This window comes from Corynebacterium sp. CCUG 71335 (genome assembly GCF_024454075.1).
Classification (GTDB): domain Bacteria; phylum Actinomycetota; class Actinomycetes; order Mycobacteriales; family Mycobacteriaceae; genus Corynebacterium; species Corynebacterium genitalium.
In genome coordinates, this window is the sequence record NZ_JAGPYY010000012.1 from 61,924 (window position 1) to 74,812 (window position 12,889).

Annotated in this window: 12 protein-coding genes; 2 read left to right on the top strand and 10 right to left on the bottom strand. The window is 64.1% G+C overall.

The window, feature by feature from the left end:
- Positions 1 to 4 precede the first annotated feature (4 nt).
- The 7 genes from KBX19_RS09270 to clpS all read right to left on the bottom strand — a co-directional run bounded on the left by KBX19_RS09270 (position 5) and on the right by clpS (position 5,106).
- A complete protein-coding gene (locus tag KBX19_RS09270) occupies positions 5 to 781 on the bottom strand; it encodes an MBL fold metallo-hydrolase (RefSeq protein ID WP_255995865.1) in 777 nt (258 codons plus the stop codon).
- 52 nt (positions 782 to 833) lie between these two features.
- Positions 834 to 1,688 (bottom strand): glutamate racemase, encoded by an 855-nt coding sequence (murI, locus tag KBX19_RS09275; RefSeq protein WP_255995866.1) that lies wholly within the window; start codon positions 1,686 to 1,688, stop codon positions 834 to 836.
- Positions 1,689 to 1,725: 37 nt separating this feature from the next.
- Positions 1,726 to 2,259: a MarR family winged helix-turn-helix transcriptional regulator gene (locus tag KBX19_RS09280; RefSeq protein ID WP_255995867.1), complete on the bottom strand. Its 534-nt coding sequence runs from the start codon at positions 2,257 to 2,259 to the stop codon at positions 1,726 to 1,728.
- Between the two features lie 197 nt (positions 2,260 to 2,456).
- Entirely contained in the window at positions 2,457 to 3,224 is a 768-nt protein-coding gene (locus KBX19_RS09285; protein ID WP_083770259.1) for a rhomboid family intramembrane serine protease, read from the bottom strand.
- Between the two features lie 13 nt (positions 3,225 to 3,237).
- A complete protein-coding gene (locus tag KBX19_RS09290) occupies positions 3,238 to 4,224 on the bottom strand; it encodes a P1 family peptidase (RefSeq protein ID WP_005288931.1) in 987 nt (328 codons plus the stop codon).
- Positions 4,225 to 4,228: 4 nt separating this feature from the next.
- Positions 4,229 to 4,768: a DUF2017 domain-containing protein gene (locus KBX19_RS09295; protein ID WP_005288929.1), complete on the bottom strand. Its 540-nt coding sequence runs from the start codon at positions 4,766 to 4,768 to the stop codon at positions 4,229 to 4,231.
- Between the two features lie 50 nt (positions 4,769 to 4,818).
- Entirely contained in the window at positions 4,819 to 5,106 is a 288-nt protein-coding gene (clpS, locus tag KBX19_RS09300; protein ID WP_040423530.1) for an ATP-dependent Clp protease adapter ClpS, read from the bottom strand.
- A gap of 195 nt (positions 5,107 to 5,301) precedes the next feature.
- Here clpS and KBX19_RS09305 point away from each other — a divergent pair, with 195 nt between their 5' ends.
- On the top strand, positions 5,302 to 6,618 hold the full coding sequence (locus KBX19_RS09305; RefSeq protein WP_255998585.1) for a nicotinate phosphoribosyltransferase: 1,317 nt from the start codon (positions 5,302 to 5,304) through the stop codon (positions 6,616 to 6,618).
- The gene (locus KBX19_RS09310) at positions 6,618 to 8,630 is read left to right on the top strand and encodes an ATP-dependent DNA helicase (protein ID WP_305083806.1); all 2,013 of its coding nucleotides are present in this window, start codon (positions 6,618 to 6,620) and stop codon (positions 8,628 to 8,630) included. The genes KBX19_RS09305 and KBX19_RS09310 overlap by 1 nt, the downstream gene beginning before the upstream one ends.
- Here the strand turns inward: KBX19_RS09310 and KBX19_RS09315 are convergent.
- The 3 genes from KBX19_RS09315 to ctaD all read right to left on the bottom strand — a co-directional run bounded on the left by KBX19_RS09315 (position 8,588) and on the right by ctaD (position 12,602).
- Positions 8,588 to 9,406: an aminoacyl-tRNA hydrolase gene (locus KBX19_RS09315; protein WP_255998587.1), complete on the bottom strand. Its 819-nt coding sequence runs from the start codon at positions 9,404 to 9,406 to the stop codon at positions 8,588 to 8,590. The two genes, KBX19_RS09310 and KBX19_RS09315, sit on opposite strands and share 43 nt — an antisense overlap.
- Complete coding sequence (gene serB / locus KBX19_RS09320) at positions 9,406 to 10,656, bottom strand: phosphoserine phosphatase SerB (RefSeq protein WP_255998588.1); 1,251 nt, start codon at positions 10,654 to 10,656, stop codon at positions 9,406 to 9,408. The genes KBX19_RS09315 and serB overlap by 1 nt, the downstream gene beginning before the upstream one ends.
- Before the next feature lie 77 nt (positions 10,657 to 10,733).
- Positions 10,734 to 12,602: a cytochrome c oxidase subunit I gene (gene ctaD / locus KBX19_RS09325; RefSeq protein ID WP_255998589.1), complete on the bottom strand. Its 1,869-nt coding sequence runs from the start codon at positions 12,600 to 12,602 to the stop codon at positions 10,734 to 10,736.
- Positions 12,603 to 12,889 lie beyond the last annotated feature (287 nt).

Sequence of the window (12,889 nt, forward strand, 5' to 3'; positions counted from 1 at the left end):
GAGCCTACAACTCGTAGACTGCCTTAGCCTCGCCGAGCACGATCTCGCCTTCGAACTCCGTGCGCGCAGCTTCCAGCGTGGCTTCCTTGTCCGACCACGGTTGGATGTGCACGAGCACAAGCTTGTCGACGCCTGCCTCACGCGCAATCACACCCGCTTCCTGCCCCGACATGTGCATGCCCTCAGGGGTGCCGTCACCCTTGTACGGGCCCCACGCGGCTTCGCAGAGGAAGAGGTTGGCGTTACGCGCGGCGTCGATAAGCGTGGGCGTGTAGCAAGAATCGCCGGAGAAGCAGATGACGTTGCCTGAATCGCGGTGCTCCACGCGCAGTGCGTGCGACTCAGCAGCCGGGTGGACAACAGGGAACGGGGTGACCGTCACCGAGTCGATGTCGACGGGCTTGCCGGATACCCATGCCTGGAAGTCGAACGTGTCGGACAAATCCGCGATGTCATCCGGCCCGTCGCCGCACATCCGGCCAATGTGTTCTGGGGTGTAGCTGGGCCCGCACAGCTTGTGGCGCTGCCTGGCAGGAGCCGTCGGGTGAAAGCGGCGCCACACGCACAGCGACGCGGTATCGGAGCAGTGATCCGCGTGCAGGTGGCTAAACAGCAGGTGCGCATCAGACGGGTCCGCGACTTCCTGCATGGCAGCCAGCGCACCGGGACCAAAATCCATGAGGATACCCGGCTCGTTCGCCCCCGTCTCAATCAGGTAGGAAGAGCCTGGGTTGCCCGGCGCTGCCAAGGACCCCGTGCACCCGAGAACTGTCAGCTTCATAACTTTACTGTTACACAAACCTGAGGGAAAGGTTAAGCCAGAGAGCGGAAGATCACGCATGGTTTTCCTCTGAGACACCCGCCACAGACGCGCCTGCAGCTGGGCCGAGGAAGCGCGGGCCGAGGCGGTGGAAGGGTTCCGGATCACCGGTCGATTCGAAAGTGCGGACTGGCTCATGGTCAACATCGGCGAACATATCGCGCTCCGTGAGAATGCGCAGAACGTCCTTGGCGGTCTCTTCCGCAGAGGAGACGAGGGTGACATCATCGCCGATAGCCAACTGAATCACGCCAGATAGCAGCGGGTAATGGGTGCACCCAAGCACAAGCGTATCCACGCCCGCCGCCTGCAGCGGCTCCACATAGCCTTGGGCTACGCCGAGCACTTGACGGCCGTGAGTGATGCCGGCCTCCACAAACTCGACAAAAGCGGGACATGCCGCCGCCGTCGCTTCAATCCCGGGAGCAAGGGAAAACAGATCTTGGTACACACCAGAACGAATGGTGGCTTGGGTACCAATGACGCCGACTTTGCCGTTCCGTGTCGTCGCAACAGCGCGGCGGACGGCGGGTTTGATCACCTCGATGACGGGGACGCTATAGCGCTCGCGCGCGTCATGCAGGAAGGCGGCGGAAGCCGTGTTGCACGCAATGACGATCATCTTGCAGCCACGCTCCACGAGATCGTCCGCAATTGCCATAGCGTGGCCGCGCACCTCAGCGAGCGGCTTCGGGCCATAGGGCCCGTTCGCGCCGTCGCCGATGTAGATAACTGATTCCCCCGGCAGCTGGTCCATGACAGAACGTGCGACTGTCAGACCGCCGAAACCGGAATCAAAAATGCCGATGGGGGCGTTATTGCCCCCACCGACGTTGTCATCGCTGAAGCTGTCACCACTGTCCATCATGATTGGCCAGTCTAGTGACAGCCGCAGCCGAACTGCATTAAGCGGCGTCCAGGCCGGAGGATTCGCCGACCAGCGGGGAGTCCGCGACGACCGGGCGAGCCGGCTCCGCCAGAGCAGCAGCCATCTTGGCCAGAGCGGAGGAGACGACCTCCATCTCGTAGTCCGACAGGTTGTCGAACATGATGCGGCGCATCTCGCCCACGTGGCCCGGGAGCCCTGCATCGACGGTCTTGGTGCCGGCCGGCGTCAGCGTAGCGAAGGTGGAGCGGCCGTCGTTCGGGTCCGGGGTACGGGAGACGAGGCCCTTCTTCTCCAGACGCGTGACAACGCGGGAGAGGTGAGACAGAGACATCATCGTTGCGTCAGCCAGTTCGGTCATGCGCAGAGACTTCTTCGGAGCCTTTGCCACGTTCAGGAGAGCCTGAAATTCGAAGTAGGTGACACCTGCATCACGCTTGAGCTGTGCGTCCAGAGTCGACGGCAGCTTCATGTGGCAGGCCCAAACGCGCGTCCAGGTCTCAGCCTCGTGCGCAGAAAGTCGTGTGTTCAAGTTCGCGTCCATGTTTCCCATAACGCTTAGTATAATCTAAGACCTTAGAAGTTCATGTGCTGACACAGAAAATATTTCTTTTGCATGTACCGAAAACGCAGTGAACAGGTCTTTTGCTCAGAAAATTTTCTGAAAATCTGAATTTAATCTGATTTCCTTGTCCATAACCGAACAATGAATGCGCGACAAAGAAGCCTTTGCCCATGTAGTTCACAGGTTCAGCGCGCTTGCCTCCGCGCCTGTTTCTCAGCCTTCCGGGATTGCTTCCTGGCCTGCAGTTCCGGCGGATCGTCCGAGGTGATCAGCACACCAGCGGCGACACCGCCAAGGCCGCCGAACAGGTGAGCCTGCCAGCTAATGCCGTCCTGCATAGGCAAGACACCCCAAATAAATCCTGAGTACATCAGGCCCAGAACACCCGCCAGCGCAATCTGGCTGCCGGAACGGTTGAAGAATCCGCGTACAAGCAAGTAGCCCAGCCAGCCGTACACGAGCATGGAGGCGCCGATGTGGTTTGTCCCCAACCCGCCAAGAATCCACGTGCCGATCCCGCCCACCAGCACCACGAAGGCCGTGACCTCCCAGAACACCCGATGCCCGGAGTAGCCGATCAAAAACGCGAAAATCGCGCCGGGGATCGTGTTGGACATCAGGTGCTCGAAGTTCGCGTGCAGGATCGGCGATGAGAGGATGTGCGGCAGCGAAGAAGGGTCCAGCGGGTGAATGCCGAAGTACGTCAACCGGCCGCCGAAGATGACCACATTGACTATGTGCACCGCCCAGATGAGCACCACATATCCGATGGCGTAGGTGAAGCCCGTTCGCGTTTGCTGGCCGCGGGAGCGGTACGGACTCCTTTGCTGAGAGGGCACAACGGGACCGCCGCCAACGCCGGGAGCACCGTGCTGACCGGGTTGACCACCGTAGGGGTTGAAACCGTATGTAGGTCCCTGGCCAGGATGCGGGGAGGAATATGGATAGCTCATGGTGCGGCCAAGCTTAGGTGATCTCGTTCCACGCGGCGACACCATAACCAGGTTCAGCGGCCGCGACGCCACGGACGATTGCAGCTTCGACGCACCGAGCGGACGCGTCGCACAAGGCGTAGTAGAGGTCCGGGTCCGCGGCGGCTGCGGACCCCGTGTATGCCTCCGGCTCGGCGGTGGAGACGGCGAACAGGGTATCGCCGTCGAGAGGCGAATGTGCGGGGCGCACGGCGCGAGCAATCCCGTCATGGCCGGTCATCGCGAGGCGCTCAAGCTTTTCGATGCCCACCGGGCAGTCCGTCGCCACCACCCCGATCGTGGTATTCAGTTTCGGTTGGGGTCGCACCAACGCGGCAAAGGCATCCAGGTCCACAGCGGGGCGGGCGGGGTCACCGAAGAAGCGGCCAGTATCCGGGTCAATGACACTGCCGATCGGATTGGCCACGACAGCGGCGGCAACGGTGAAATCGCCGACACGTGCTTGCGCGACGCCGAACCCGCCGCGGAGAACGCCGGCGGTCGCGCCACAGCCGGCACCGACTGAACCAACAGGCACGGCAGAGACCGCATCACCGCTGTGGCCGTCGAGAGCCGCACGCACTGCGGCGGCACCGTCCTCGGGGCTGGGCCGGTGGTTCGGGTCGCCGATGATGAGGTCGAAGATGACGGCAGCGGGGACAATCGGCACCCGGGGGCCCGGGTTGCTTTCACCGAATACTGCGAACCCGAGGCCGCGGGATTCCAGCTCGCGCATCGCGCCATCGGCTGCGGCCAAACCGAAGGCAGAACCCCCGGCCAGCACGATCGCGTTCACGCGCTCCACTGTGTTGTGGGGTTTGAGTAGGTCAGTTTCCCGGGTGCCGGGGCCGCCACCGCGCTGGTCGACGGCTGCCACCATGCCGGCGGCAGACGTGGAGACAAGCGCCGTCACTCCTGTGTCGCCTAGCGATTGGTGGCCGAGGGCTAAACCGGGGAGGGAGAAACCGTCGATAAGCTCCATGCGTTTATTCCCCCATCAGCGCTTGCAGCAGCGATTCCTGGCAGTACGCGAGCCACTCGACAAGGTTGTCGCGGTCCTGCTCAGCAGCCTCTGTCGGAGCGTCGGCGGCAGCGACGTAGAGGCGCATGTCGTTCAACGCGGCGATGACCTGCTGCGCCTCGTGCTCCTCGACACTCACCGCGACCCCGCCAGTCGGACCAAGCGCAGTGTTGATCACCTGCAAGTTCGCCAGCTTCGCCTTGATGATGTCCGTTTCGTGCAGGCTGCGCAGCAGAGCGTTGTCGCCGTCGAATTCTTCGTCCCCGGCGCGCTCAAAATCCGGCAGGAGGCGGGCGAGCGACGGGTCCGCCGGCGCCTCGGTGTGGCCGGAGGGCATATCCATCATCTCCGCGAGCTCATCCTTCGGCGCAGACTGCGCGCGCTGGATCAACGCCTCCGACACCGTGGCCGTGAGATCCCCAATGACCTCGCGCTCCATCGGCTCGAACACAGTGCTAAAGCGTGTGGCCCGCATCAGGCCTTTCTTCCGCCGCCACGGCTGCATGCCTTATCTCCTTTCCAAGCCCGGCCACATCACGCGGCCGGACGGGAACTTTAACCAGCTTGCTGCATCGTGGCCCACAGACCCGCGGTGTGCAGCTTCTTCACGTCGCCCTCGACCTTGTCTTTCTCGCCGGAGGACACCACGGCTTTGCCTTCGGTGTGCACCTGCATCATCAGCTCCTGGGCGCGCTTGCGGCCGTAACCCAGCACTGTCTGGAACACGTAGGTGACGTAGCTTTGCAGGTTCACCGGGTCGTCCCACACAATGCACATCCACGGCAGGTTCTCCGCCGTGTCGACGTTGACCTCAATCTGCTCATCAAGGTCAGGTGTGGCCATGGGGGAACCCATCCGGACACCGGGCCGAATCTCAGGGTTGACACCAGTCATGGCTTCAAGCGTACTAAAGAGTGCTCTGCGCGTACGCCCCACGCTGCCACGGCCACTGCCACTGCTACTGACACGGCGCTGACACAACACCGACACAGCTCTGTCCTTGTCGTTCGAAGACGAGGAAAGACTAGGCTTGACTGCATGAACGAACAGCCGTCAACCGCCTTTCTCACCGACATGTACGAGCTCACCATGCTCGATGCATCCATAAAGGACGGCACCCACTCGCGCCAATGCGTTTTCGAAGTCTTCGCCCGCAAGCTGCCCAACGAACGCCGTTACGGGGTTGTCGCAGGCACTGGCCGCCTGATTGAAGCCGTGGAGAAATTCCGTTTCACTGAAGACCAGTTGTCCACGGCCGACTTCCTTAGCGAGGAAACCCGTGAGTACCTGCGCAACTACCGCTTCACCGGGCACATTGACGGCTACAGGGAAGGTGAGCTGTACTTCCCCTACTCCCCCATCCTCACCGTGCGCGGCACATTCGCAGAATGCTGCATCCTGGAGACGGTCATCCTGTCGATCCTCAACTCCGACTCCGCGATCGCCTCCGCCGCCTCGCGCATGGTCACGGCTGCCGACGGCCGCCCGATCATGGAGATGGGTTCGCGCCGCACCAACGAGCAGGCTGCGGTGACAGGTGCACGCGCCGCCTACATCGCCGGGTTCGGCTCCACCTCCAACATGGAAGCCTCCCTGCGCTACGGCATCCCGGCATCCGGTACCGCCGCCCACGCCTGGACGCTGCTGCACACCAACCCTGACGGCACCCCGAACGAGAAGGCCGCTTTCAAGGCGCAGATCGACTCCCTCGGTGTGGACACGACCCTGCTGGTGGATACCTATGACATCACCCAGGGTGTGGCCAATGCCGTGGAGGTCGCGGGCCCGGAACTCGGCGGCGTACGCATCGACTCCGGTGACCTGGGCATCATGTCGCGGCGCGTGCGGGCGCAGCTCGATGAGCTCGGTGCGTACAACACGAAGATCATCGTTTCCTCCGACCTGGACGAATTCGCCATCGCCGGCCTGCGGTCGGACCCGGTCGACGGCTACGGCGTGGGCACGTCGGTAGCCACGGGTTCCGGAGCTCCCACGGCAGGAATGGTGTACAAGCTTGTGGAGGTTGACGGTGTGCCCGTCGCTAAGCGCAGCTCCGGCAAGCAAATGAAAGGCGGCGCGAAGGGCGCCCTGCGCACGTACCGCGGCTCCGGTGTCGCGGTCGACGAGATCGTTTACCCGCTCGATAAGCACCCCGGCACCCCGACGACGCTGGATTACCGCGAGTTGGTTGTCCCGCTCATCCGCGACGGTGAAATCGTCGAGGGGCTAGATGACCTTGAAGCGACCCGCACCCACCTTGCGAAACAACGCGAAACGCTGCCCTGGGAAGGTCTGTCGTTGTCCCGCGATGAACCGGCGATCCGCACACGCTTCGTCGGATTCCCGGAAGAGTGATGGAACGGTTGTCGCTGTCTGCGCGCGAGCTTCTCGACGCTGCCGTCGAATCCCTCGGCGGCACGCAACGCCCGGGGCAAATCGCCATGGCTGAGGCGGTTTCTCAAGCGCTTGCCGACGACCGTCACCTCGCCGTCCAAGCCGGTACCGGAACCGGTAAATCCCTGGCCTACCTGGTGCCCGCGATCCGGCACGCACAGGCGAACGACACGACCGTGATCGTCTCCACGGCAACGCTCGCTCTGCAGCGCCAGCTGGTCGAGCGCGACCTGCCGCGCCTGGTGGAAGCCCTTGACCCGCTGTTGCCGCGCACCCCGACGTTCGCCATCTTGAAGGGCCGCTCCAACTACGTGTGCCTGAACAAGATCGGTGTTTTGGACGGAACCGGGGACGGCCAGGAAGCGCTGGTCGACGAAGAAGACGTCTCCTGGCTCGGCCGCCACGTCAAACGCGTGCACGAATGGGCCGAAGAAACCGAGACCGGTGACCGCGATGACCTTGAACCCGGTGTGCCCGACAAAGCGTGGCGGCATGTCTCCGTCACCGCCAACGAGTGCTTAGGTGCCACACGGTGCCCGCACGGTGCCGAATGCTTCGCCGAAGCCGCTCGCGTGCGCGCCGGTGAGGCCGACATAGTGGTGACCAACCATGCGCTTTTGGCTATCGACGCGCTTTCAGGCGCCTCCATCCTGCCCGAGCACTCTGCTGTCATCATCGACGAGGCCCACGAGCTCGACGGCCGCGTCACCTCCGTGGCCACCAATGAGATCTCCCCGCACGCGCTGCGGCTAGCGGCCCGCCGCGCCGGGAAGCTGGGAGAAAACAGGCGCAAAGACACGCTCGAGGAGCTTATCGACGACTTCGCCGCCGTCCTCGACACCGAATCCCCTGGCCGCTGGGAAACCATCTCGGATCCCGCCCGCGCCGCCTTCGTCGCAGTGCAGGATGAACTGCGCCGCACGGGCGAGGCCATCGCCCGCGCCCCGGAGGGTGAAGCCACCAAGGACCCGGAGACCGCAGCCGAGCGGGAGAACTTGCGCAACCACGTAGGCGAGCTGTACACCTCCTTCGATCGCATCTTGAGCGTCTTCGACGAAGACGACCCCGCTAAGCACTTCGACGTCGTCTGGCTCGCCCGCAGCGCCTCCTCCAGCCCGGAGTCCGCCTCCGTTTCAGTGGCACCGCTATCGGTGTCGGCCTTGTTGCGCGACAACCTGTTTGGTGAGAAGACGGTCGTGCTCACCTCCGCCACCCTTGCTGTAGGCGGCAACTTCCGCGCGATGGCCGCGGCCTGGGGGCTTCCCGACGGCACCTGGGACAGCCTCGACGCCGGCACCCCCTTTGACCCGCGACGCTCTGGAATTCTCTACACCGCTAAGCACTTGCCGCCGCCGGGCCGCGACGGCATCAGCGAGGGCACCCTCGACGAGATGGCTGAGCTCATCACCGCGGCCGGCGGGCGGACGCTGGGATTGTTCTCCTCTCGCCGTGCCGCACAAGAAGCCGCGGACGCTTTGCGCTCTCGGTTGCCGTTCGACATTCTGGTCCAAGGCGACGACACCATCGGCGCACTGGTGAACAAGTTCGCCGCCGGGGAGAACGTGTGTCTGTTCGGCACCCTGAGCCTGTGGCAGGGTGTCGATGTCCCCGGCCGCTCCCTCTCCCACGTCATGATCGACCGGATCCCCTTCCCCCGCCCCGATGACCCGCTGCTCCAGGCCCGCTCCCGCGCCGCCGACGCCGCCGGCCGTTCCGGGTTCATGGATGTTTCCGCCACCCACGCCGCACTCCTGCTCGCCCAAGGTGCCGGCCGGTTGCTGCGCAGCACCACCGACCGCGGCGTCGTCTCCGTCCTGGACAGCCGTTTGGTGACAAAGCGCTACGGATCCTTCCTCCGCGCGTCCCTCCCCGACTTTTGGGAGACGACAGACCCCGAAGTGGTGCGCGGCGCGCTGCGCCGACTCGTGGCTCAGCCTGCTGAGAAGTCCTCGGCCGAGTCTTCCGCGGAGTAAGCGCCAGGATGCGCCACCACCGTCACTGACCCTGGAGCGACCTCCGTGAAGCCGCTATCGCGGACGGGGACAGACGCGGGAAGCGCCGCGGTGGCGCGGATAAGCTCCCGTGGCACCTCGCGGACCGCAAGGGGAAAGCCGTCGAGAGCCCAGCGCACCGCCCACGCTTCGCTCATCTGCGCGGCAAGCAGCATCGACCCGTGGCCGACCTGGGCGGCGGCCTTACCCGCGGTCATTGCGAGCGAGTCGTCGACAAGAATCACTGGCACCGATGACATCTCGATGCCACCGACACTGGGCGCCGGCAGGTCATCGTGCGGGAGGTCGGTGCCTTTGATCTGCAGTTTGCTGATCGCGTGCGGAACCTCCCCGACGGCGGACGGAATGAACGCGCGGGCTTCGGCGACCGGTCCCGTTGCGCTGGATCGGAACGTGCAGCCGGGCAGCGTCTGCACGTTCTCCCACGCGGCGCCGCGGGCACGCCGGGCGATCTTGCGGATCCGGTGGCCGTACCACTGTGCCAGCGCGTCGCGCCAGGCGGACTCTTGCCCTGCGCGCGGGTCGAGACACACAGCGGCGACGGCTCGGGCAGCGGCCACAAGAGCGTCGTTACGCTGCGGCGGGTCCGCTTTCGGAATGTGCAGCGCGATCTGCATCGCCTGAACGGTGGCGGGATCGTCTGGGTCTTCTCCGCCGCGGTGGTCGTCGGCAAGGCTCGCGGCTAGGAAGCGGTGCGCTGCCGCGATGAGCGCGGCTGTGTCAGCTGTTTCCGGCATTAATCGAGCGCGACTTTGCCGTCGATACCCTGCTCCTCGTTGAGCGTATCGATCTCATGGCGCGGCACACCCATGATGTACAGCACCGAATCCAGGAACGGGTGGGTGACCGAGGTGTCCGCGACCTCGCGCAGCGCTGGCTTCGCGTTGAAGGCAATACCCAGGCCGGCGGCAGTGAGCATGTCGATGTCATTCGCACCGTCGCCGACCGCCACCGTCTGGGACAAACGCAGGCCCGAATCTTCAGCGAACTCGGCGAGGAACTCCGCCTTCGCCTTCCGGTCGACGACTTTGCCGATCACCTTTCCGGTGAGTTTGCCGTCCACGATCTCGAGCGTGTTCGCGCGCACGTAATCGAGGTCCAGGTCGGCCGCCATCGGCTCGAGCACCTGGATGAACCCGCCCGAGACAACCGCGGTGCGGTAGCCCATCTGCTTCAACGTGCGGATCGTTGTGCGGGCTCCGGGAGTGAGTTCGATGTCGCGTGCGACGCTGTCAAGCACCGACGCGCCCAGCCCCGCCAGCGTTGCGACGCGCTCGCGCAACGACTCCTCAAAGTCCAGCTCCCCGCGCATCGCGCGCTCGGTGACCTCGGCGACCTCCGCTTCACGACCCGCGTGAGCAGCGAGCATCTCGATGACCTCGCCCGTGATGAGGGTCGAATCGCAGTCGAAACACACCAGGCGTTTCGAGCGGCGGGCCAGACCAGCGCGCTCAATCGCGATATCGACGCCGAGGCCCGTGGTGAGCTCCGCTAACGCTTGGCGCACCGTGTGGCTGACCTCGTCGCCGGAACCAGGAATGGTGATCGACAACTCCAATCCCGTCACCGGATAATCAGAAATGCCGCGGATACGGTCGATGTTCGCACCGAAGTCCGCGAGGGTGCGGCCGATTTCAGAGACCGCCTCCGCCGTCACCGGATCGCCCAGCACGACCACAGCATGGGTGGAACGGCGACGCTGCGGAGCCAAAGATGCCTCGTCCGTCTCGATGGTCACCGTTTGGTCCGCCAGCTCCGGTGCCGCTTCGAGGTCGTGGCGTAGCGCCTCAACACCGCTCGTGGTGACCCCGGCGAACGCTGCGAGAGCGAGACGGCCACGGAACTGCGCCTGCTCAACGTCCAGCAGCTGCACCCCGTGCTGGGACAACACCGCGAAGAATGCCGCACTCACACCGGGGTGATCAGCCCCCGACAACGTGATCACTGCGTGCTGGAGGCCGGGTTGAAGGGTCACCGAATACGTCATGAATTCGAACCTACAGCAACAGGCCCCGCTCCACGATGTGGGGAGCGGGGCCTGCCGGTTAGTTCAGGAGTGGCCTACTAGTCGGTCGCCTTGGTGGAGCCGGAGTCGCGGCCGTCTGCCGGACGCACCTTGGTCACGGTCTCCGTGGCAGTGCGCTGCGAAGAAGAGGTCACGGTCTCGGACTCACGGGAGTCAGAGCCAGTGCGCTCGTTCTCTTCCGGGGTGGTTGCCTCAGAGCGCGGGTCGTGGTGGCCGGTGTGGGCCTCACGGCGCAGGGTCTCCACCATGTGCGGGTAGTGCAGCTCGAACGCGGGGCGCTCAGAGCGGATACGCGGCAGGGAGGTGAAGTTGTGGCCAGGAGGCGGGCAGGAGGTTGCCCACTCCAGGGAGTTGCCGTAGCCCCACGGGTCGTCGACGGTGACGACCTCGCCGTAGCGCCAGGACTTGTACACGTTCCAGATGAACGGCAGGAAGGCGATACCCAGGATGAAGGAGCCGATCGTAGAGATCTGGTTCAGCAGGGTGAAGCCGTCGGAGTCCAGGTAGTCGGCGTAACGGCGCGGCATGCCCATGTTGCCCAGCCAGTGCTGGACCAGGAAGGTCATGTTGAAGCCGATCATGACGAGCCAGAAGTGGATCTTCGCCAGGCGCTCGTCGAGCATGCGGCCCGTCATCTTCGGGAACCAGAAGTAGACGCCTGCGCACGACGCGAACACGACCGTACCGAAGAGGGTGTAGTGGAAGTGCGCGACAACGAAGTAGGTGTCAGACAGCTGGAAGTCCAGCGGCGGGGCAGCCAGCATAATGCCGGTCAGACCACCGAAGAGGAACACGAACAGGAAGCCGACGGACCACAGCATCGGGCTTTCAAAGGTGAGGTGGCCGTTCCACATGGTGCCCACCCAGTTGAAGAACTTCACGCCGGTCGGAACGGCGATCAGGAAGGTCATGAAGGAGAAGAACGGCAGCAGAACCGCACCAGTGACGTACATGTGGTGCGCCCACACAGCCATGGACAGGCCACCGATGGCCAGGGTTGCAAAGACCAGGCCGATATAGCCGAAGACCGGCTTGCGGGAGAAGACCGGAATGACCTCGGAGATGATGCCGAAGAACGGCAGTGCCAGGACGTAGACCTCGGGGTGGCCGAAGAACCAGAACAGGTGCTGCCACAGGATGGCGCCACCGTTGGCCGGGTCGAAGATGTGGCCGCCGAGTTTGCGGTCGTAGAGGACACCCAGGGCTGCAGCGGTCAGCAGCGGGAAGATCATCAGGGCCAGGATGGAGGCCACGAAGATGGTCCAGGTGAACACCGGCAGGCGGAACATGGTCATGCCCGGTGCACGCAGGGTGAGCACGGTGGTGACCATGTTGATGGCGGAGGCCAGGGTGCCGATACCGGTGGCACCGACGCCGAGGATCCACAGGTCAGCGCCCACACCCGGGGTGTGGATCGCGTCAGCCAGCGGCATGTACATGGTCCAGCCGAAGTCAGCTGCGCCGCCAGGGGTGAGGAAGCCGGCGAGCATGGCGATGACACCGGCAGTGGTGATCCAGAAGCCGAACGCGTTCAAACGCGGGAATGCGACATCCGGGGCACCGATCTGCAGCGGCAGAACGAAGTTGGCGAAGCCCCACACGATCGGGGTACCGAATGCCAGCAGCATCACGGTGCCGTGCAGGGTGAACAGTTGGTTGAACTGCTCGTTAGAAAGGAACTGGAGACCCGGGGAGAAAAGCTCCGCGCGGATCAGCAGGGCCATCAGGCCACCGACGAAGAACCAGATAAACGCCGAAATAATGTAGAAAATGCCCAGCTGTTTGTGGTCCGTGGTGGTCATCAGGTCCCAAAGGCGGGTGCCTTTGCGGGCCTTGCCGGTCGGCTCCGGCCGTGCCGGTGCAGCCTCGACGACATCAGCGTCGAGCCGTGGTGCCACAGCAGTCATACGTATCCTCCTGAATTAACCTCAGCCGCTCCTCCCCCAGTGGGATTTCCCGGGGGCGCCCCGGCCAAGCCTTCCCGGAGCTGACGAAAATCAGCTCGCAGACGGCATAGATAGGGCGCGGCTAATACCGCTTCATCTTAACCAGCGGTCCAGCGAAAATCCAGATGACGTGCAGCCTCTTCGCGCTGCTCATTCCGGGGGCAACCACTCCCCCAGCTCACAGCCCTGGACTGGACGGAAACCACCAGACACCCGACCACCGCATGCCCGGCAATGCCCGGATTTCA